We start from the raw sequence: 20,739 nt of genomic DNA, 5'->3' as shown, positions 1-20,739 counted from the left end.
AAGTGAGAAGAATTTCTTGATTCTATGGAAACTATCATTCCCTGAAAAGATTGGGTCGAGATGATTCGTCCCTACGATCCTCAGGGGAAAAGCGGCAGAAAGCTCATCGAAATTGAAGTGAAGCTTCGGATGTACCTGATGCAAAATTGAGTTGACCTCTCCGATGCTGCAGTGGAAGACGCCAACTATGACAGTTATGCCATGCGCAAATTCATGCGCCTGGTTACATATCGCAGCAAGTGCCTGAGGCAACCACGCTTCTTCACTTTCGCCATTTAATGGAAAGCCATCTCTTGAGAGTGAAGATCATTCATGATGTCACTAAGCGCCTGGAATCTGCCGGACTAATGATGCATGGCGGCACCATCGTGGATGCTACCATTATTGCAGCCCCTCGTTCTACCAAGAACCAGAAGGGAGAACGAGCCCCTGAGATGCATCAGACAAAGAAAGGCAATCAGTGGTACTTTGGGATGAAGGTTCATACCGGAGTTTGCGCCGGCAGTGGGTATGTCCCTACAGTCACAGGGACTGCGGTCGATGTCCATGACATCAATGAGACACACAAACTGATTCGTCCCGATGATGAAGCAGCGGATATTCCGGCTGCAATGGAGTCGAGTCAAGAAAAGAATTCACCGAGGATCCGCACTTATCTACGATTGAGTTTCGCGGCAATGTTCGCCCTTCCAAGATCAAGACCAATAAGAACTATCCCGGGAGCCAGTGGGATCGGGCAATTGAACAGCGCAAATCATCCGTTCGAAGCAAAGTGGCGCACCTATTTTGATCGTCAAACGGTTCTTTGGTTATGCCGAAGTATTTAAAATGCATGAGAGTAATCATTTGTAAGTCAGTCTTCGCGATCTTTGCTTTGCAGCATGCGCACCCTTTAGGGTGCCTACACAAACAGACAGGCCGATGTAATCACCGGTTTGGAAGAAGATGCGAGTTAAGATATCGATCGGCAGCACCTGTGGGAAAGATATTGTCATCCCGGAGGCTGAAAAACTGCCAATCTGAAACCGCCTGGTCAGTGGGATAGAATCCGGTCGGCTGTTTTTTCCTGAAATACATTCTGTTTTGTAACCCCTTGACCCCCTTCCTGGGGTATAATCATATTGTTTTGTAACTGATATGACGCAAGCTTTCGATTGACGTCCCCTTAAGACAGGGAGGTATCGGTTCAGCATTTACCAGGAAAAACCACGATAAGAAACTACGATAAGAAACCACGACAGGAGATTACAATGAAACGTATTAAACAATTGGTCAGCATGGCGCTTATTCTGGGTGCTCTCGCAGGCTGTGCCCCGTCACCGGCATCCCCGTCCAACACATCGGTCCCGGGCAGCAACGCCGGCCAAACGACCGCGGCTCAGAGTCAGGCGGCTTCCACCACAACCACCATGCCCGCCGTCATTACCAAGGCGATTGATCCTTCCATCATTCTGGCAGAAGGCGAGGGCATCAGCATCACCTCCGGTCAGGTTGAGGAGGAGTTCAACAAAATGCTGGATTCCCTGCGTGCCCAGTATACCAGCGAAATGGTGGACGGTGCTCTGGCAACGCTGCAGCAGCAGAAGCCATCCATTCTCGATCAGCTGGTGCGCAATGCTCTGCTGCTGAAAAAGGCGGATGAAATGAAGATCGCCTCCGACAGCGCGGAAGCCCTGGCCAAGTACGAGCAGATCATGAAGGACAACCTGGCCAGCTATGGCGGACAGGAACAGTTTGATCAGATCCTGAAAAATGCCGGGTTCACGGCGGAATCCTACAAGGCGGAAGTACTCAAGTCGCTGCGCTTTGAGAAAGTGGCGGAGGAACTGACCAAGGACATTCAGGTCACCGACGCCGAAATCAATGAAACCTACGAAGAGGAAAAGGCAACGAATTATACCCAGAGCGCCGGAGCGACGATCTACCACATCTTCTTTGGCGAGCCGGACTCAGCGGATGCAGAAGCCAAGGCCAAGGAAGCTAAGGCCAAGCTGGACAAGGGGGCAAAATTCGAGGATCTGGCTAAGGAATATGGCAAGGATGGAACAGCGACCCAGGGCGGCCTGCTGGGCAACTATCCCTATGAAAACCAGGAGCTCTCGCCGGATTTCATGGCTGAAGCCAAAAAATTAAAGGAAGGCGAAATCTCGGCACCGGTGAAAACCAGCTTCGGCTGGCACCTGATCAAAGTCACGAATGTTGTGGCTGAGCCCAAGGTGTTGGCTCTGACGGATATGCTCCCCCTGGAAAACGGCAAGGAAATCACCGTCAAGGAAAATGTGCGCATGAACATTCTCAATGAGAAGAAGCAAGCCCGGCTGGAAGAGCTTCTGAAGGAATGGGAAACTGCTTACGGCGTGAAGAAATATCCGGAGAAAATCCCGATGAATGTGGATGTACCGGCTGAACCGGATGCGGGCTCCACCACACCGGATGCCACGGGTTCCACGACACCGGCAGCGACAACCAAATAATGAATCGATGGCAGGGATCTCCGGGAAAAAGCGGAGGTCCTTCCCTGCTTTTTTGCCGCCGGCTCTGATATACTGAAACTGATCAAAATGGATGAAACGCTTGATAATGACCCTTCAGGGGATGCGGTTCATCGCAAGACTGAACGATGCATTGCACAGGAGATGACTTATGATACACATTGCGGGCCTGGGCCCGGGGGATCCCGGTTCCCTTACGATGGAAACTTTTGAATTGCTGAAACGGACCAGGGTTCTGCTACGAACCCGCATCCATCCCACGGTGGCGGCTCTGGACAGCTGGGGCATCCGCTATGCCAGCCTGGATCACCTCTACGAAAAGAACGCCAGCTTCCAGGAAGTCTACCGCTCCCTGGCGGAGGAGGTCATAGCCGCCTGGAGGCGGGAAGGAACGGAGCTTACTTACTGCGTCCCGGGAAATCCCATGATTGCCGAACAGTCGGTGGTCGAGCTGATCAGCCGGCTGGAACAGGAGGGCATTCCCTATGTCGTTCATCCGGCAGTCAGCTTTATTGACACCATCCTGGATGTGCTGCGGCGGGATCCGATTCGGGGACTGCTGATTCTGGATGCCACCGAGCTCAGGGACAAGGGACTGTCGGGAGACACGGACACCGTGGTGACCCAGGTCTATAATCGGCGGATTGCCTCCGAGGTCAAGCTGGCGCTGTCTGACTATCTGGATGATGAAGCGGAGATTATTTATGTTCGCAACGCGGGCATCAAGGGCGAGGAGACGGTGCGGCGCATCCCGCTGTGGGCGCTGGACCGGCAGGAGGATGTGGATCATCTGACGACGGTCTTTATCGAGCGCGAATCGGTCAAGCCGGGCTTCCAGGATTTCCGCCGCACCATCAACGCGCTGCGCGAGCCGGGAGGGTGCCCCTGGGACCGGGAGCAGACCCATGAATCGCTGCGGCGTTACCTCATTGAGGAAGCCTATGAAGCGGCGGATGCCATTACCCAGGGCAACCTGGAAGATATGAAGGAGGAGCTGGGGGATGTCCTGCTGCAGGTTGTGCTCCATGGGCGCATTGCCGAGGAACAAGGGGATTTTACCATCCTGGATATCATCCGCAGCGTGAACGACAAGATGATTTCGCGCCATCCCCATGTCTTTGGCACGCTGGATCTGAAAAACTCCCAGGAAGTGCTCAGCAACTGGGAAAAGATCAAGAAAACGGAAAAGGGAGAAGTCAGTCTGGATGACAAGCTGAAATCCCTGCCGAAATCCATCCCGGCCACCATGCGGGCGGCTGAGGTGGCCAAAAAGGCGGAAGCCTACGGTCGCCCCCGGCGGTCGCGCGACGAACTGCTGGCACAGATCCGGCGGATTCTGAACGAGAATCTGGAGGAGGAGCAGGACCTGGCGGAATTGCTTTATTACACGGTGCTGCTCCTCGATGGAGCCGGCTTCCAGCCCGAGGCGCTGCTCACCCATCGGGTGGAGCAGGAGATCAAACACCTGACGAAAAGCGACGAAATCTAGAAAATGTCGCAAAAAGGGGCTGAAATCGGCATGGTTGTGGGATTCATTTGTTAAATATCTGTGAAAAGTGAAGCGAATCATGGATTTTACGCCCTTTTTGATAGAGAATATGTATAGATAGCGGAGAATCTGCTATTTCCAATACTCAGAGGAGGGTTAATCAATGAACAAAGCGGAATTAATCACCAAAATCGCAGAATCCGGCAAGATGACCAAGAAAGAAGCTGAAGTTGCATTAAACGCTTTCAAGGAAGCCGTTATGGGTGCGCTTGAAGCTGGTGACAAAGTTCAACTCGTTGGCTTTGGAACTTTCGAAGTCAGAGAAAGAGCTGCCAGAGAAGGAAGAAACCCCAGAACCAAGGAAACCATTCAGATTCCGGCATCGAAAGTTCCCGTGTTCAAACCGGGCAAAGACTTCAAGGGCTTAGTCAACAAACCGGTCCCGAAGAAGAAATCCAAAAAGAAATAGACATCAGATAACGAGGCTCCCTGGTTGGAGCCTTATCTTTTTTTCAGCCGGCAATAATGATATAATCCGACTATACTGCCGGCCACAGCAGTCGAAGCCTGGGAAACCCGCCAGGTACAGGTATCCGGAATGCCTGCAGCCCTGGGAGGCCCGGCAGATTCCGTGCTGCGCACGCTAAGAAGAGAGGTTGCTCATGAGACTAGACAAATATTTGAAAGTATCCCGCCTGATCAAGCGGCGCCCGGTCGCCAAGGAAGCCTGCGATACCGGTCGGGTCAAGATCAATGGCAAAGTGTCCAAAGCCGGGGCGGAAGTCAAAGCCGATGACATCATCGAAATTGAATACGCCTCCAAGAAGGTGCGCGCCCGTATTCTGGACATCCGGGAAACCGTCCGGAAAGAGGAAGCGACGGCCCTGTACGAAATCCTGGAAGGTGCGGAGATCGACTAAACCAGGGTCGACCGTTGCAGCAGAAAAGATGGATTCTTCCTGTATAGATATATTTCTTCTTGAAATACCAGGGGTTTATATTAAAATGGAATAGAATGGAAGGGAGGAGCGATGAAAAAACTGCAATTAAAACATATTGCCCTGGTTCTGCTTGCTTTCCTTGCTCTGTTCCAATTTGCCAATCAACGGGTGACAATGGACCGGATCAACCGCACGCAGGAAGAGCAGCTGAATCTGCTCAAGGAGGTCCAGGGTGAAAACAAGCGGCTGCTCGAGCAGGTCGATCAGCTGAATTCAACAGAATATATCGAAAAGCAGGCCAGGGAACGGCTGCAGATGATCAAGCCGGATGAGATCCCGGTGATCAATATGCCGTCAACGACCACCCCGGCTGCCACAGACACCGCCCCCTAGCAAACGACAGGTTCAAGGAGGAATCTTTAAAAAACATGGCAATCGAAGCAGGAGCCATTCTGGAAGGTACGATTATCAACATTACCACCTTTGGAGCATTTGTGGACATCGAGGGCAAAACCGGCCTCGTGCACATATCCGAAGTGGCAGACAGCTATGTCAAGGATATCAAGGATTTTCTGAAGGAAGGGGAAAAGATGAAAGTCAAGGTTCTGAAGATCGAACCCAATGGCAAAATCAGCCTTTCCATCAAGCAGGCCAATCCCGATCTGAAGCCTAAGGAAGGAACGCCTTCCTCCGAAGCGGCCGCTCAGAGACCGTCTTTTGGTGCTGCCTCGGGCCGGCCCAGAACCTTTGATTCCCGGCCGCCTGCGGAGAAGAAGCCTTACAACCGGTCCGGTGATGACGACTGGGCTCGGGACCGTCGTCCAAGAGCCTTGGAAAAAGGACCCCAGTCCTTTGAGGATATGATGTCGCGCTTCCAGAAAGACTCTGAGGAGAAGCTTTCGGAATTCAAGCGCCGTCAGGAACCGGGCGGAAATGTCAAACGCAAGAAGAGCTGATGACCAGCAAGCGGATGAAGGAGTTCGTCCGCTTCGTTTCTGGATCCCCATCAAGGGTCAGCATCCGGATCCCCCAAAAACTTTATCGGATTTGGATGATTTTCCAATGAAATCTTGTTGACAAGGGGAAAGGGCTGCCTTATAATAAATCTTGTCGCTATCAAAGGCAGATCGAATATGGCGGAATAGCTCAGCTGGCTAGAGCATTCGGTTCATACCCGAAGGGTCGTAGGTTCAAGTCCTATTTCCGCTACCATAATTGCTGGAGTGGCGAAACTGGCAGACGCACAGGACTTAAAATCCTGCGGTGCTAACACACCGTACCGGTTCGATTCCGGTCTTCAGCACCATTCCATTTGATAAAAAAGAGATACCATTTTTGGTATCTCTTTTTTATTGCAGCATCGATTATCAGGTCTGACCGGTACCTGCTGAGGTGGTTTCGATGAATCAGGAGATCTTTGGGTCAGATACCCACAGAACAAGCTGCAGCTACCGGCTATCTGGATTTATTCGCTGGTATGAATCCAGATTCGTCAAATGGCGCAAAGTCGGTTAAACTAAAGATAGAACCAATCAAACGGCAAAGGATATCTTGTATGTTTAATAATTGGAAAAAGCAATTTGCGATCATTTACAGCGGGCAGGCGTTTTCCATATTGGGGTCGGCGGCTGTCCAGTTTGCTATCATCTGGTGGCTCACGATTCAGACTCAGTCCGCCCTGACGCTGTCCATCGCGGCGGTGGTCTCCATGCTGCCGTTCCTCATGTTCGGAGCATTTGCCGGAGTCTGGATCGACCGCTTCAACCGCCGTACCGTCATGATGCTGGCGGACGGGATGGTCGCGCTCTCCAGCGTGATTCTGGGCATTGCCTTTTGGTACTGGCCAATTCCGCCTGTCTGGTTCATGTACCTGATCCTGTTTCTGCGGGGCACCGGCAATACATTCCATGCTCCGGCCATGCAGGCGGCAATCCCGACGCTGGTGCCTGCTGATATGTTAACGAAAGCGGGCGGGTGGGCGAATCTGATCAATTCTCTGTCGAACATGCTGGGGCCTGTACTTGGAGCCGCGCTGATGGCGGTCCTGCCCATCTGGGCCATTATGCTGGTTGATATCGCGGGTGCCCTGTTCGCTGTGGGCTGTCTGATGTTCGTTCGAATTCCGGATGTACAGCGGACCCGGCCAGACATGGACATGCTCGCCGATGTGAAATCCGGGTTTGCGGCAGTCCGGGAAAACAAAGCGCTGATGGCGGTATTTCTGCCGATGCTTCTGCTGAACATTCTCTATATGCCGCTGGGATCCCTGTTCCCGCTGCTGGTTCGGACACATTTCCAGGGGAATGCCTGGCACAACAGCCTGGTTGAATTCTTTTTTGCCGGTGGTCTGCTGGTATCCTCACTCCTTCTCGGTGTGTGGGGCGGACTGAAAAAACGCTTCCTCATGGTATCGATGGCCATCACCGTAATGGGCCTGGGTGCCTGGACCAGCGGGGCGGTGAATCCTGATAAATTCTGGCTCTTTGTCGTGTGCTGCCTGGTCATGGGCTTCTCCGGTTCCTTCATCAACGTTCCCCTGATGGCCTATATTCAGGAAACCATCGCTCCGGATATGATGGGGAAAGTATTTTCCCTGATTATGATGCTGATGACCCTTTCCATGCCGGTAGGGCTGCTGATTGCCGGTCCGGTCAGCGAGGTGATCGGAATCGACCGCTGGTTCCTGCTGTCCGGGGTCGCTATGGTTGCCAACGGGATCTTGTTCTACGTGCGCACCCGCACCTTTGATGAAGTCCGGGAGCTGGAAGGGTCATAATTCCCAGTCATCGGATCTTCGCTGAACCCATCAAGCGGATCATTTGACGGGTCCTGTGTCCTTGCGGATGCAGGAGCTTCTGAGCTTTTCTGCGGTTTTTTTAGATTTCCTGAAATTAGTGGTTGACAACTTCTCATTCCTGACTTATTATATATAAGTAGACTGATTCAAGGCAATATCGCGGAGTGGAGCAGTTGGTAGCTCGTCGGGCTCATAACCCGAAGGTCGTAGGTTCAAGTCCTACCTCCGCAACCATAAAAGTGGCTGAAATCAAGAAATTTGATTTCAGCCACTTGTTTTTTTTATCGTTTCGTCAGATCAATATAAGCGTCAGTTTGCGATTCTCTATTCCGGCCGTCCGGTTAATCAAAGCTCAGTTCAAACTTCTTGGTGTCGGCAATGGTATCCCATTTTTCCATGTCAAAAATATGGAAAGCCAGCTCAACATCAGTGATCTTCTCGATGTCATTCTTTTCCAGGTCATCCTGGAAGAAGGTGAGGGCGGTGAGGGCCTTCTTCTTGGGGGAAACGTCCGTGGACATGGTATGGTTGATCATGAAGCCGTTAACCGAAACGTCTCTGGCCTGGACTGTGAAGCCTTTCTTCCCATTATTCTCGATGAAGAGGATCAGCCCGGGGCCAAAAATAGAGTCATCATTGGAAATGCCTTTGGCGATAATCCGAATGTTGTTCTTATCATATAATACTTTGCCTGTATCATCGAATTTGTACTCATAGGTGTCGGCGATGGAGGTTTTCAGCTGAATCGGCTTGCTGTCGAAGTATTCATCCCAGCCCTCGGACTTGAAGACGTGGAAGGTAATTTCCATATCGGCAATGTCACTGATGCCGGCGGCTTCCAGATCGGAGTTCATGAAGGTCACTTCGTCATTAGCCTTCTTGCCGGCGCTGACATCCGCCGACATCAGACTGTTGATCATGTAGCCGTTGATGGAGACGTTGCGTGTTTGAATCGTCAAATCAGTATCGGAATTATTCTCGATCAGGACTTTGAGGGTTGCTCCAAACAAACCGTCACGCTCCAGGCCGGTGGCAGTGATTTTGACGTCTTTCTGTTCCAGCAGAACCTGCTTTTCGATGGACACTTCTCCCGTTGTCGGCTGAGTTTCCGTCGGCTTGGTGTCAGCGGGTTTGGTTTCGGCAGAGGTGACTGTCGGTTTCGTTGTTCCGGCAGACGCGGTGGTCGTGGACTTACCTTTTTCTGCGGCGCTGCTGACAGGCTGGTCAATGGTGGACTTGCCTGAACTGCTGCAGGCTGTGGTGCCAAGAATCAGGACGATGGAAAGAATGGCTGCGATTTGTTTCTTCATAAATCTCCCTCTCATCTTATATTTTCCGAGACCCCAGGGATCACGGTATGGCAGGCTTTACTTCGTAGAATGAAGTAAACGTTAACACCATATCCTAATTATAGAGTATTATCCGGACATTTTTTAGTATTGACAAGAGAAAAAACGAAGGAATAACTAATTAAAGGATTAATTTTTCAGTTAATTTCTATAGGTTCCGGTATGGAAAAAAATATGGGGACGGCATCGTGTTCATGACATCCTGTGCATGGCATAAAGGCGAAGGCCCGGTTGACTTAATATAAAAAACTTCCGTGAGGCGGAGAGTCGATTGCATCAGGTGTGGAGCTCGCATTGTGATGTTTCATGTCGTACGTCACAATTGGTTCAAGGATTTTTTACCGGCAGGCGGTGGAAATGTTCACAGGTCTTCCCTATAATATGTTAATAAGCAAAATATATGACGGGAGAATCCTATGTTAAAAAAAATAGTTGCCATACTTCTGCCTGCCATCCTTCTGCTGAGTGGCTGTGAACTGAGTGCAGGTGCTGCCGCGGGCAGTACGTCCGCCGCAGAATCGGTCTCCGTCACAACGACGGCAAAGACAGCAGCGAGCAAGCCGGGAACGGATGCCGCCGGATCCCCCTTAACCGCTCCGGTGACCGGTGAAGCGGCTGAGACGGTTCCGAATCCTCCGCTTCCGGACACGGAGTTTACCATTGTCGCCTCGGGCGATGTGCTTAGTCATATCACCAATACCCGGGCTGCCCGTCAGAAGGACGGCAGTTACGATTTTTTGCCTCAGTTTGCTCCCATCGGAGACTTGCTGGCTGATGCCGACTATACGCTGGTTAATCTGGAATCAGCCACAGCCGGTGAAGACTTTGGCTATCGGGGATTTCCCCGATTCAACGCCCCGGTCAATCTCTCCCAGACACTGAAGAAACTTGGGGTTGATCTGGCGATTACTGCGAATAACCATGCCATGGACAATGGCATGGATGGGCTGAGAGCTACGCTGGACAACCTGGATCTGATTGGTCTGGACCATACAGGCACCTTCCGGACGAAAGCAGAAGCCGCCACGGCGCTGGTTCGTGACATTAACGGCATCAAAGTGGGGTTTGTCGCCTCAACCTTCGGGACGAACTATATTCCGGTGCCGGTCAGTTACGCGGTGAATTTCAATACTGCCAAGAAGATCCGTTCCGAAATAGCCGAAGCCCGCGCCCAGGGAGCAGAGCTGATTGTCTATCACATTCATTGGGGCAGGGAATATACCGGTTACCCCTCCCAGAAACAGATGGATACCTACCGGATCCTCACAGAGGAAGGGGTGGACGTCATCATCGGCAGTCACCCGCACCGGCTCCAGCCCATGGAATTGCGCGAAATCACCTACCAGGGAAAAACGAAGACTCAGGCCGTCATCTGGTCCACCGGCAATCTGTGGCAGGGACAGGTGAAAAACATGGATTACATTAACCTGGGAGCGATCTTCAAGATTTCGGTTGAACGCAGGAATGGCGAAATTCGAGTGAGTCGCCTGAATTCCACGCTGGTGTATAATCTGCGCTGGAAAGTCAATGGGAAAGAACAGTACAAAGTGATCCCTGAAGGGGATATCACGCAGTACGAAAAAGATTTTCCGACTCAGACAGCACGCATGAAGCGGGAACTGGAATGGGGTCGGAAAAACCTGAAGAAAAAAGTCAAAGTCGTCTACTCCGACGGCACGAAAGCAGAATAAGCTGCAAAGGACCCAAAGAGGCTTCTCTTTGGGTCCTTTGCCGTTCTTGTGCGCCCGGCATGGGCGATAACTTGGTGGTGAAAGTCCACTACGCGCTCGGTAGCAGGAAGCGTTAGCCGAAGGCAAGGGTGTCCATCGCGAGGTGGAATCTGAAGGCAGCCGGATGTCAGGGCGAGGAGTTCTGGCGGGCAAAGTTCTGGGCCGACGAACAGAAATCTCATATAAGGCCACAACCGGAGGACGACTCTGCAAGACAAGAAGAAGTCCAATGCTACCCGGATCCGGACATTATGTTTAAATTGTGGTAAATGGGACGGCTACATGGAATGAAGGTTATCGTTCTTACCCGGGGAGGTCTCACAGACATCCATCAGGAAATCCGAAGGATGGAGTAAAGCTTGCTGTGAGAAGTCAGCCGAGGCCATAGTACCAGGATTTTTTTTTTTTTTTCTGGGAAGGGCTGAACAATCGTAAGTCTTAAGTAACGACTCAGAAGGAGGTCGACGTGTGAAAGCAGAATACCGAAAGGGCTGCCCTCAAAGGGATAGTGCGGAACACAAAGAGTATGCAGGAGCGCAGAGCGTCGAGGCTCGGAAAAGGAGCGAACAAGGCGGTGCTAAGGACCTGTTGGAGGAAATTCTGGATAAGAGAAATCTGTTCGAAGCCTACAAAAGGGTCAAGGACAACCGCGGAGCACCTGGCATCGATGGAATGACCGTCGAGGCGGTACTGCCATGGTTGCAGGAGAATGTGGAAGAGCTCAGGCAGAAGATCCGGGAAGGGAAGTATAAACCCGACCCGGTTCGACGCGCAGTGATTCCCAAACCAGATGGAAGCGGCGAACGCATGCTGGGGATTCCCACGGTCATTGACCGAATACTCCAGCAAGCCATTGCCCTCAAACTGACCCCGATCTTCGAGCCGGTGTTCGCGGATGAAAGTTATGGTTACCGACCGGACCGGAATTGTCAGAAGGCCATGGCGAGAGTCAAGGAGTATGCAGACGAAGGCTACATCCATGTTGCAGAAGTAGACTTGTCCAAATACTTCGATACACTCAACCACGAACTGCTGATGAATCTTGTTCGTCAGCATATCCAGGACAAACGAGTGACACAGCTCATAAAGAGTTATTTGAAAAGCGGAGTCATGGAAAAAGGGGTGGTCACCGAAACGGAGGAAGGTTCACCGCAAGGCGGGCCGCTCTCCCCCCTGCTGGCTAATATCTACCTGAATCAATATGACTGGGAGATGAAGCGCAGAGGGGTGGCCATTGTTCGGTATGCCGATGACATCGTGGTACTGGCAAGGAGCCAGCGAGCCGCCGAGCGTCTGTTGGAATCCAGCAGAAAGTACCTGGAAGAGAAGCTGAAGCTAAAACTGAATCAGGAAAAGAGCCGGGCCATCAGTATCTATTCGAGGAAGTTCAAGTTTCTGGGCTACGCCATGGGCAAGAATAAGAATGGAAACTACATACGAGCCCATAAAAGCTCCCTGAAGAAAGCCAAGCAGAAGTTGAAGGAGAAAACCAGGCGCAACCGGGGAAAGAACGTACGAGAAGTCATGAAAGAGGTCAAAGCCTATATCACAGGCTGGCTGAACCACTACTACATCGCTTCAATCAAGAACACGCTGATTGAGTGGGATAAATGGCTTCGAAGACGACTGAGAATGTACATCTGGAAGCAGTGGAAGAAACCCAGAACAAGGGTGGATAACTTGCGGAAACTGGGAATCCCGGCATGGCAAGCCTACCAATGGGGAAATTCCAGGCTGGGATATTGGCGTATTGCCGGAAGTCCGGTCTTGTCACGCTCCATAACAAACGAAAAGCTCGTACAGGCAGGATACTTTGAAATCCTTAATCAGTACGAGCGAATGCGTAAGCACTAAAGCGATTGAACCGCCGTATACCGAACGGTACGTACGGTGGTGTGAGAGGTCGGTAGCTGAATTAATCAGCTACCTCCTACTCGATTGCTGTTCTTTGCTGTTCTTTGCTGTTCTTTGCTGTGTCATGCAATGTCCGACTGGACTGGATCCACCCGAAGCCTGGATCCAACTAAAGCCCGGATCCTGGATCCAACTAAAACCCGGATCCAACTAAAGCTCGGTTCCAACTGAAGCCTGGATCCATCCGAAGAAGGGATGGGATCCACTTTCATGCCAGGCAGTATTCCGTCAAAAACGAAACCCTCATTCGAAGGGACTGCCGGGTGACTGTGGATTGAAGCGCGTAGACGATCTGGATGGCCTGAGGCGGAATTACTGATGATTCTGAATTTTTATACGATTCCTGATTGAGCTCTATGCTTTATTGAAAGGGGAGCGGTATGAGTCGGAGCTCATTCCGGTCAGTCCCGGTATCCCTGGGGATGCTGCCGGTGCCATTGCACGGCGGTGCGAATGAGAGCGCCGATGTCATCGTAAGCTGGTTTCCAGCCCAGTTCCCGCCGGATCCGATCAGACACAGCTACCAGGCGGGCGGGATCGCCGGCTCGGCGGGGTCCGGACTGAACGGGAAATTCCCGGCCGGTCACCGCCTGGATTGCCCGGATGATCTCTCCATTGGAGAAACCGCTGCCTGAGCCAAGGTTGAAGACATCTGAAGGGTGACCGGCACGCAGCGCATTGAGAGCAAGAAGGTGGGCATCGGCCAGATCCTCAACGTGTATATAGTCCCGGATGCAGGTTCCGTCGGGGGTGGGGTAGTCCTGGCCGAACAGCGTGAAGGGCCGGTTCTCCAGGGCTGCTTTGACAGCCAGGGGAATGATGTGGGTTTCCGGCCGGTGATCCTCTCCGATGGTTCCTTCCATCGAGGCTCCGGCAACATTGAAGTAACGCATGGACAGATAACGCAGGCTGCCGGCCTGTGCCGTCCAGTGGATCATTCGTTCCATGGCCAGCTTGGATTCACCGTATGGATTGACCGGTCGGGTCGCAGTCTGTTCCGTGATGGGATCCGTGCCGGGATCGCCGTACACCGCAGCGCTGGAAGAAAATACCAGGAACCTGGTGGAGAATTCGTCCATGACTTCCAGCAGGCGCTGCGTATTGCAGACATTGTTGCGGTAATAAGCCAGGGGGTTCTTCATGGACTCTCCCACTTGGGAACTGGCAGCGAAATGAATGACAGCCTCAATGGGATAACGCCGAAAAATATCCCGTAAAAGGGCCTGATCGCCGATATCACCGACAATCATCCGGGCATGAGGATCCACGGCCTGGGCATGGCCAGTGGACAGGTCATCAAGCACCAGAACATCCTCGCCTTCCCGGACCAGCCGTCGGACAAAGTGAGAACCGATGTAGCCGGCTCCGCCGCAAACTAAAACAGACATAACTGAACCTCCTTCTCCCTGACTGCCGCCCCAAAGGGGCAGTCTATCCCCCTCATTCTATCAGGTTTCTTTGAATCGGATCGATCGGTCGGGTTATTTCGTCCCAGAGTTTCTCCCGAAGTTTGTGCCCTGGTGGTACAGGGGTCTGTGCTGCGGCACTGTTTATTCCGGGGTGATGGGGCGTGGTCAATGGGATGGTTTAGTTATGTATAAATATTCATTTTACAGTTTTTTCCTGATTCATTCGATGGATGTGAAACGAAGATGATGTCTTATGGTTATTATTGTTGAATTGTTAATTTACAAACGTATCTGTTTAATAAAAATACTTGTGATCTTTGCTACGCCTCTATTTTTTTATCAAGGTGTCAATAAATATAAACGTTTCTTGAATAATGTTACTTAAAGGTTTACAATTTAGCTATCACTGAGGCGGCTGTATCAATGGATTTCAGCGCTCAGACTAATTTAGGGGGGAATAACATGTTAAAACGTCTGTTATCATCCGCACTGGCACTGTCCATGGTCATCGGATTATCCGCTTGCACCAAGCCGGCAGAAAACGCCACCGCCGGAGGCACCAGCACAGGAACCAGCGCAGGAACCCAGCCGACCGCGTCAGGAACCGGCTATGAGTTCGCCAAGCTCGAGCCCGGCAGCTTCCACATCGGAATCGTCACCGGAACCGTATCCCAGGCGGAAGATGAGCAAAGAGGAGCGGAAGCTCTCATTGCCAAGTACAAGAAGGTAGAGGACGGCGGAATCATCAAGCACGTCAACTATCCGGACAACTTCGACCAGGAACAGGAAGCCGTGATCCAGTCCATCACTTCGCTGGCCAATGATCCCAAGATGAAGGCCATCATCGTCAACCAGGCAATCCCCGGAACCGTTGCGGCTTTCAAGAAAATCCGCGAAACCAGAAAGGATATCCTGCTTCTGGCCAACTCCTCACAGGAAGATCCCAAGATGATCGAATCAGCAGCTGACATCGTGGTTGACCCGGACAACGTTAACCGCGGCTACCTCATGATCTGGGTTGCCAAACAGCTGGGCGCCAAGAAATTTGTCCACATCTCCTTCCCGCGCCATATGTCCATTGAACTGCTCTCTCTGAGACGCAAGATCATGGAAGAAGCCTGCAAGGATCTCGGACTTGAATTCATCAGCGAAACCGCACCGGATCCGCTGTCCGACGTTAAGGTCGCCGGAGCCAAGAAGTACATCCAGGATCAGATGCCCGCATGGGTTGAAAAGTACGGCAAGGACACCGCGTTCTTCTGCACCAACGATGCTCAGACCGAGCCGCTGCTCAACCGGGTTGCTTCCCTGGGAGCAATCTTCGTAGAACCGGATCTCCCATCTCCGATCATGGGTTACCCCGCTGCTCTTAACATCGACCTGACCGCGGAAGCTGGCAACTGGCCGGCCATCCTGGCCAAAGTTGAAGCCGCTGTTGCCAAGACCGCCGGAAACGGCCGGATGGGCACCTGGGCTTACTCCTACGGATTCACCGGATCCGAAGGTATGGGCGAATTCGCCAAGGGCGTTCTCGAAGGCACCTACAAGTATGATTCCAAGGAAGACCTTCTGAAAGCCTTCGCTTCCGTTACTCCGGGAGCTGAATGGAACGGATCCAACTACATCGACCAGCAGACTGGCGAAACCAAGACCAACCACGTCATGGTTTACCAGGACACCTACGTCTTCGGAAAAGGCTACATGGGAGCTACCAAGCAGACCGTTCCGGAAAAATACCTCAAGATCAAGAACAACTAATCAATCCTGGTCTCAATTCAATGCATGGACGGCTCGGATGAGCCGTTCATGCAGTATTTATGTAAGAGAGGTGGAAGCATGTCCTCACAGAAAGAACTTCTTCGTCTGGAGGGAGTCGGCAAGGAATTTGACGGTAATCGAGTCCTGAGAGACGTCAATTTTACTCTCCATGAAGGGGAAATCCTTGGGCTGGTCGGTGAAAACGGAGCCGGCAAGTCCACCCTGATGAAGATCCTGTTCGGGATGAATGTCATCCATGAAACCGGAGGCTTCGAGGGGAAAGTATTTATCGAGGGAAACCAGGTGAAATTTAAAAGCCCCGACCAGGCACTGGCCGCCGGCATTGGAATGGTCCACCAGGAATTCTCCCTGATTCCGGGCTTTACGGCGACGGAAAACATTCAGCTGAACATGGAAAAGACCAAAAAGAACGTGGTCTCGTCGGTTGCCGGCAAAAAATTTGAAACCCTGGACCGCAAACGAATGGAAAATGAGTCCCAGTCTGCCATAGACAAACTGGGTGTCGATATCAGCGCAAAAACCTATATCGCGGAGATGCCCGTCGGACATAAGCAGTTCATTGAGATCGCCCGGGAAATCAACCGGGAAAACGTCAAGCTGCTCGTTCTGGATGAGCCCACCGCCGTCCTGACTGAATCAGAGGCCGTCTATCTGCAGGAAGCCATGCGCAAACTGGCGGATATGGGCATCGGCATTATCTTTATTTCTCACCGTCTCCACGAGATCATCACCAGCTGCGACAAGATTGTCGTGCTGCGGGACGGCATCGTGGTGAAGGAAACCCCGGTGGAAGGCGTCAGCGTCCGCGACATCGCCGAGTGGATGGTTGGACGCGGAGTGGACGAGTCAGCCCGTCACGTGGCTCGCCGGGAAACGGATGAGGATATCATCATGGAAATTAAGAATCTTTGGGTCGACATGCCCGGAGAAACGGTGAAAAACGTCAATCTGAACATTCGGCGGGGCGAAATCCTGGGCATCGGCGGTCTGGCCGGCCAGGGCAAGATTGGTCTGCCCAACGGCATCATGGGCCTGTATCCGGCCGGTGGCGACGTTCTGTTCAAAGGCAAGAAGCTAGACTTCACCGACCCCAAGGTTCCCCTGCTGGAAGGCATCGCCTTCGTCTCGGAGGACCGGCGCGGTGTCGGTCTGCTGCTGGATGAAGCGATTGACTGGAACATCGGATTCAATGCCATGCAGGTCCAGGACAAGTTCATCCGCCGACTGGGACCCATCCGGCTGCGGGATGACAAGGCACTGAAAGAAACGGCCCAGAAGTATATCGAACAGCTTGAGATCAAATGCACCGGACCTTCCCAGCACGCGCGCAGCCTGTCTGGCGGCAATCAGCAGAAAGTCTGCCTGGCCAAGGCCTTTGCCACCGATCCGGAGCTCCTGTTCGTATCTGAACCCACCCGAGGCATCGATGTCGGCGCCAAGCGCCTGGTGCTGGAATCCCTGGAACGCTATAACGCCGAAAACGGCACCACCATCGTTGTGGTTTCCTCGGAGCTGGAAGAACTGCGCTCCGTCGCCGACCGCATTGCCATCATCACAGAGGGCAAGGTCTTCGGCATTGTCCCGGCTGATACCCCGGCAGCCGATTTCGGACTCCTGATGTCGGGTCTTGAAGTGACAGGAGGAGAATCATAATGGAAAAACTGAATAAACTGAAGGAAAGCTTCGGCCTTCCCAACCTCATCATTTCCGGATTCCTCATCGTGCTGTTCCTTCTGACCGGACCGGCCGGAATCCGTATCGACAAATCCATCACGGACATCCTCTTCCGGTTCGGCATCAACTCGATTATGGTGCTGTCCATGGTTCCGATGATCCAGTCGGGCTGCGGACTTAACTTCGGCATCCCGGTGGGCTTCATCAGCGGACTGCTCGGCTCGGTCCTGTCGCTGGAACTTGGCATTGGGGGAATTGCCGGACTGTTTGTCGCCATGATCATCGGCGCGCTGTTCGGACTTCTGTTCGGCTTCTTCTACGGCGAACTGCTCAACCGCGTCAAGGGCGAAGAAATGGTCATCGCAACCTATGTCGGTTACGTCATCATCTTCTTCTTCAACATTCTCTGGGTTATCCTGCCCTTCAAGAATCCCCGGTCCATCCAAAGCTATGGAGGAAGCGGACTGCGCCAGACCATTTCCCTGGAAGGGGTCTGGAAGGCACTGTCGGATCCCGTTACGGTTGATCCGCTGTCTGCCCGGCCCGACGCCCTCCCGGTCATCCGGATCAACAATTATCTGCAGATCCCCATCGGCATGCTGCTGGTCTTCATTATCATGGCGGCGCTGGTCTGGTTCTTCTTCAAAACGAAAATGGGCACGGCCATGACGGCAGTGGGATCCAACCCGGACTATGCCCGGGCAGCTGGAATCAGCATCAATAAAATGCGTACAACCTCCGTCATGTTTTCCACAGCGATTGCCGCCGTCGGCCTCATCACGTATCAGCAGAGCTTCGGCTTCATTGAAATGTATGGCGCGCCCCTGGGCTTTGTATTCCCGACCGTCGCTGCCGTCCTGATGGGCGGAGCTTCCGTCAACAAGGCCACCATCACCAACGTGGTGGTGGGAACGCTCCTGTTCCAGGCACTGGTCACCATGACGCCGTCGGTCATCAACTCACTGATCAAGATCGACCTGTCTGAGATCATCCGTGTGGTCGTAACCAACGGACTGATTGTCTATGCGCTGACCAGAAGGAGGAAGAAATAATGAAATCAAACCGCTTTCAAAAAGGTCTGATGTCTGTGGCCGTTCCGGCCCTGTTCCTGATCATCAGCGCCCTGGCGATCAAGCCCTCCGGACTGCCGGTTGAGTACATCGCTGAGCAGGTCATGATCCGCATGGTGCGTAACTCCTTCCTGGTTCTGGCGCTGCTGCTTCCCATCATGGCCGGCATGGGCATCAACTTTGCCCTGTCACTGGGGGCCATGGCCGGACAGATCGGACTCATCACCGTGCAGGGCCTGGGCATGAAAGGCCCTGAGGCGCTCTTTGCCGCAATCCTGATCTCCGTTCCGGTAGCCCTGCTGCTCGGCATCTTTGCCGGCCAGGTTCTCAACCGGGCCAAAGGCCGGGAAATGATCACCTCCATGATGCTGGCCTTCCTGATCAACGGAGTCTACCAGTTTGTCATCCTCTACATTTTCGGATCCTCGATCCTGCCCTTCAACGCCAACCGCAGCATCATCCTGTCCAAGGGCGTCGGCGTGCGCAATACCCTGGAGCTCACCAGCTCCCAGGCGTTTGACAAGCTGGGTGACAGTTTCCTGACCAACCTGCTCGGTTCGCCGCTGTATATCGGGAACTTCAAGATCCCGTTCTTTACCATTCTCCTGATCGTCCTGCTCTGCCTGTTCACCCTCTGGATTACCCGGACCAAGCTCGGACAGGACATGCGGGCGGTCGGACAGGACATGGAAGTAGCCGCCAACTCCGGCATCAACGTGGACCGGACCCGGCTCTGGGCGATCTCCATCTCCACCATTTTGGCCGGAATCGGTCAGATCATCTACCTGCAGAACCTGGGTACCATGAACACCTATACGGGTCATGAGTCCAGCGCCCTGTACTCCGCAGCCTCCCTGCTCATCGGCGGTGCCTCCGTCGCCTCGGCCGGCATTCTCAATGCCATCCTCGGTACCGGACTGTTCCACACGCTGTTCGTCCTGATGCCGCCGGCTGCCACGACCCTGACCGGAAATTCCATGATCGGGGAATACTCCCGCATGGTCATTTCCTACGGCATTGTAGCCCTGGCCCTCGTTATGCATGCCCGACGCAAAATCCGGGAAAAGGAACTCGACCGTCAGGCCTTCCGCGGCCAGGGAACCCCTGTCGCTCCCAAGAAAGCCGAAGGGTAATTCCAAAGCCAACCGAAGGTTCCTGCCTTCTCCAAAGACCCATCCGCTCCGCTGCCTGCAGCGGAGCTTTTTCGTTCTTCGACGCAGCATCATGCTTTGAAGCGGCAATATGCTTTGAAGCGGCAATATGCTTTGAAGTAGCAACATACTCTGAAACAGCAACGTAGTCCGAACGGCAACCTACTCCGAAAACACTACTCTTCTTGGATTATTTTTCTGTATTCTGTTCGTCAGCATCTGTTCCCGTTTGCGCTGAAAAGGCATCACAGAGGGAAGTGCTCCGGAAGGTAGATCATTGACAACTCAAGGAAATATTGTCATAATCATTAAGTTGAGTTGTCAATGATTCGGCATTCATTCTATGAATAATCCTTGGTGCCGGTTTATAAATCGAGAGGACAAGGATATCCGGAGAACTGACAGCCGGTGAAGGAGCAAGGGGCGATGGATCGATAGCTGCGTTGGCAGCCTGGAATGATTCATTGACGAATGCTGCTGAACGAACAAGACAGGAGGGGACAGTCAATTGGTTAAGACAGAACTGTGCGGGCTGGTGTCTGTGATCCATCGCAAGACCCAGATCTATTTAAACAGTGAACTGAAAAAATACGGTTTGAACTCAGCGGAGTTCGTGTATCTGATCCATATCAGGGAACACGAACCGACGGAGCTGAAATCGCTGGGGGCTCATCTTCGGATGGACGACGCCCAGACGACCCGGGTGATTAAGAGTCTCGAGGAAAAGGGTCTGGTGCGCAAACTGCGCAGCCGGACGGACCGCCGCGCCTTTGATGTCGAGTTCACACAGGCGGGACGCGACGTCAAGCCGCTGATTCTGGAGGATCTGGATCGATGGGTCAGCGGGATCACCGAGGGTCTGCTGGAAGAAGAAGTGGAAGAAATGATCCGTCTGCTCCGGCAGACGGCGCAGCGGGCGGTCAGCCTGACGGAAGGGAAGTGAC

The 20,739-nt window shown here is 52.8% G+C and carries 17 protein-coding genes and 3 tRNA genes; 18 read left to right on the top strand and 2 right to left on the bottom strand.

Going from position 1 to position 20,739, the window contains the following annotated elements; all coding sequences use genetic code 11:
* Positions 1-299: 299 nt before the first annotated feature.
* The 11 genes from P6M73_RS14840 (at position 300) to P6M73_RS14790 (ending at position 7,953) form a co-directional block, all read left to right on the top strand.
* The gene (locus tag P6M73_RS14840) at positions 300-827 is read left to right on the top strand and encodes a transposase (RefSeq protein WP_277855792.1); all 528 of its coding nucleotides are present in this window, start codon (positions 300-302) and stop codon (positions 825-827) included.
* Positions 828-1,250: 423 nt separating this feature from the next.
* Complete coding sequence (locus P6M73_RS14835) at positions 1,251-2,474, top strand: peptidylprolyl isomerase (RefSeq protein WP_277853797.1); 1,224 nt, start codon at positions 1,251-1,253, stop codon at positions 2,472-2,474.
* Positions 2,475-2,643: 169 nt separating this feature from the next.
* Positions 2,644-3,981 (top strand): MazG family protein, encoded by a 1,338-nt coding sequence (locus P6M73_RS14830; protein ID WP_277853796.1) that lies wholly within the window; start codon positions 2,644-2,646, stop codon positions 3,979-3,981.
* A 163-nt stretch (positions 3,982-4,144) separates the two neighbouring features.
* On the top strand, positions 4,145-4,450 hold the full coding sequence (locus P6M73_RS14825) for an HU family DNA-binding protein (RefSeq protein ID WP_277853795.1): 306 nt from the start codon (positions 4,145-4,147) through the stop codon (positions 4,448-4,450).
* Positions 4,451-4,643: 193 nt separating this feature from the next.
* Positions 4,644-4,901 carry an RNA-binding S4 domain-containing protein gene (locus P6M73_RS14820; RefSeq protein ID WP_277853794.1) on the top strand — a complete coding sequence of 86 codons (258 nt, stop codon included), beginning with the start codon at positions 4,644-4,646 and terminating at the stop codon, positions 4,899-4,901.
* A 111-nt stretch (positions 4,902-5,012) separates the two neighbouring features.
* Complete coding sequence (locus tag P6M73_RS14815; RefSeq protein ID WP_277853793.1) at positions 5,013-5,315, top strand: FtsB family cell division protein; 303 nt, start codon at positions 5,013-5,015, stop codon at positions 5,313-5,315.
* A 35-nt stretch (positions 5,316-5,350) separates the two neighbouring features.
* On the top strand, positions 5,351-5,878 hold the full coding sequence (locus P6M73_RS17070) for a S1 RNA-binding domain-containing protein (RefSeq protein WP_489666456.1): 528 nt from the start codon (positions 5,351-5,353) through the stop codon (positions 5,876-5,878).
* A gap of 179 nt (positions 5,879-6,057) precedes the next feature.
* Positions 6,058-6,134 (top strand) — tRNA-Met (locus P6M73_RS14805).
* Between the two features lie 5 nt (positions 6,135-6,139).
* A tRNA-Leu gene (locus P6M73_RS14800) sits at positions 6,140-6,228 on the top strand.
* A gap of 249 nt (positions 6,229-6,477) precedes the next feature.
* Positions 6,478-7,698 carry an MFS transporter gene (locus P6M73_RS14795; RefSeq protein WP_277853792.1) on the top strand — a complete coding sequence of 407 codons (1,221 nt, stop codon included), beginning with the start codon at positions 6,478-6,480 and terminating at the stop codon, positions 7,696-7,698.
* A 179-nt stretch (positions 7,699-7,877) separates the two neighbouring features.
* Positions 7,878-7,953 (top strand) — tRNA-Met (locus tag P6M73_RS14790).
* 107 nt (positions 7,954-8,060) lie between these two features.
* Here P6M73_RS14790 and P6M73_RS14785 read toward each other — a convergent pair.
* Positions 8,061-9,029, bottom strand: coding sequence for a hypothetical protein (locus tag P6M73_RS14785; protein ID WP_277853791.1), 969 nt, complete (start codon positions 9,027-9,029; stop codon positions 8,061-8,063).
* Between the two features lie 455 nt (positions 9,030-9,484).
* On the opposite strand from P6M73_RS14785, the gene P6M73_RS14780 reads away from it, so the two are divergent.
* A complete protein-coding gene (locus P6M73_RS14780) occupies positions 9,485-10,759 on the top strand; it encodes a CapA family protein (protein WP_277853790.1) in 1,275 nt (424 codons plus the stop codon).
* 507 nt (positions 10,760-11,266) lie between these two features.
* Complete coding sequence (gene ltrA / locus P6M73_RS14775) at positions 11,267-12,652, top strand: group II intron reverse transcriptase/maturase (protein ID WP_277853789.1); 1,386 nt, start codon at positions 11,267-11,269, stop codon at positions 12,650-12,652.
* Positions 12,653-13,113: 461 nt separating this feature from the next.
* On the opposite strand, the gene galE is transcribed toward ltrA, so the two are convergent.
* On the bottom strand, positions 13,114-14,100 hold the full coding sequence (gene galE, locus P6M73_RS14770) for a UDP-glucose 4-epimerase GalE (RefSeq protein ID WP_277853788.1): 987 nt from the start codon (positions 14,098-14,100) through the stop codon (positions 13,114-13,116).
* Between the two features lie 483 nt (positions 14,101-14,583).
* Here galE and P6M73_RS14765 point away from each other — a divergent pair, with 483 nt between their 5' ends.
* From P6M73_RS14765 to P6M73_RS14745, 5 genes are all read left to right on the top strand, one after another.
* A complete protein-coding gene (locus P6M73_RS14765; RefSeq protein WP_277853787.1) occupies positions 14,584-15,879 on the top strand; it encodes a DUF3798 domain-containing protein in 1,296 nt (431 codons plus the stop codon).
* Positions 15,880-15,957: 78 nt separating this feature from the next.
* Complete coding sequence (locus P6M73_RS14760; RefSeq protein WP_277853786.1) at positions 15,958-17,553, top strand: sugar ABC transporter ATP-binding protein; 1,596 nt, start codon at positions 15,958-15,960, stop codon at positions 17,551-17,553.
* The gene (locus tag P6M73_RS14755) at positions 17,553-18,626 is read left to right on the top strand and encodes an ABC transporter permease subunit (RefSeq protein WP_277853785.1); all 1,074 of its coding nucleotides are present in this window, start codon (positions 17,553-17,555) and stop codon (positions 18,624-18,626) included. The genes P6M73_RS14760 and P6M73_RS14755 overlap by 1 nt, the downstream gene beginning before the upstream one ends.
* Positions 18,626-19,777, top strand: coding sequence for an ABC transporter permease subunit (locus P6M73_RS14750; RefSeq protein WP_277853784.1), 1,152 nt, complete (start codon positions 18,626-18,628; stop codon positions 19,775-19,777). The genes P6M73_RS14755 and P6M73_RS14750 overlap by 1 nt, the downstream gene beginning before the upstream one ends.
* Before the next feature lie 526 nt (positions 19,778-20,303).
* Positions 20,304-20,738, top strand: coding sequence for a MarR family winged helix-turn-helix transcriptional regulator (locus P6M73_RS14745; RefSeq protein ID WP_277853783.1), 435 nt, complete (start codon positions 20,304-20,306; stop codon positions 20,736-20,738).
* Position 20,739: the final 1 nt, after the last annotated feature.

It is taken from the genome of Anaerococcoides asporogena (genome assembly GCF_029590275.1).
Lineage (GTDB): Bacteria > Bacillota > Clostridia > Clostridiales > Clostridiaceae > JG1575.
This window is presented reverse-complemented; position numbering and strand designations above follow the sequence as displayed.

What these genes read in the sequence shown, in the direction of transcription:
- P6M73_RS14765 (WP_277853787.1), top strand. Translation starts at nt 14,584, where the DNA reads ATGTTAAAACGTCTGTTATCATCCGCACTGGCACTGTCCATGGTCATC.
- P6M73_RS14830 (WP_277853796.1), top strand. Translation starts at nt 2,644, where the DNA reads ATGATACACATTGCGGGCCTGGGCCCGGGGGATCCCGGTTCCCTTACG.
- P6M73_RS14820 (WP_277853794.1), top strand. Translation starts at nt 4,644, where the DNA reads ATGAGACTAGACAAATATTTGAAAGTATCCCGCCTGATCAAGCGGCGC.
- P6M73_RS14825 (WP_277853795.1), top strand. Translation starts at nt 4,145, where the DNA reads ATGAACAAAGCGGAATTAATCACCAAAATCGCAGAATCCGGCAAGATG.
- P6M73_RS14780 (WP_277853790.1), top strand. Translation starts at nt 9,485, where the DNA reads ATGTTAAAAAAAATAGTTGCCATACTTCTGCCTGCCATCCTTCTGCTG.
- P6M73_RS17070 (WP_489666456.1), top strand. Translation starts at nt 5,351, where the DNA reads ATGGCAATCGAAGCAGGAGCCATTCTGGAAGGTACGATTATCAACATT.
- P6M73_RS14755 (WP_277853785.1), top strand. Translation starts at nt 17,553, where the DNA reads ATGGAAAAACTGAATAAACTGAAGGAAAGCTTCGGCCTTCCCAACCTC.
- P6M73_RS14835 (WP_277853797.1), top strand. Translation starts at nt 1,251, where the DNA reads ATGAAACGTATTAAACAATTGGTCAGCATGGCGCTTATTCTGGGTGCT.
- P6M73_RS14760 (WP_277853786.1), top strand. Translation starts at nt 15,958, where the DNA reads ATGTCCTCACAGAAAGAACTTCTTCGTCTGGAGGGAGTCGGCAAGGAA.
- P6M73_RS14750 (WP_277853784.1), top strand. Translation starts at nt 18,626, where the DNA reads ATGAAATCAAACCGCTTTCAAAAAGGTCTGATGTCTGTGGCCGTTCCG.
- galE (WP_277853788.1), bottom strand. Translation starts at nt 14,100, where the DNA reads ATGTCTGTTTTAGTTTGCGGCGGAGCCGGCTACATCGGTTCTCACTTT.
- P6M73_RS14795 (WP_277853792.1), top strand. Translation starts at nt 6,478, where the DNA reads ATGTTTAATAATTGGAAAAAGCAATTTGCGATCATTTACAGCGGGCAG.
- P6M73_RS14785 (WP_277853791.1), bottom strand. Translation starts at nt 9,029, where the DNA reads ATGAAGAAACAAATCGCAGCCATTCTTTCCATCGTCCTGATTCTTGGC.
- P6M73_RS14815 (WP_277853793.1), top strand. Translation starts at nt 5,013, where the DNA reads ATGAAAAAACTGCAATTAAAACATATTGCCCTGGTTCTGCTTGCTTTC.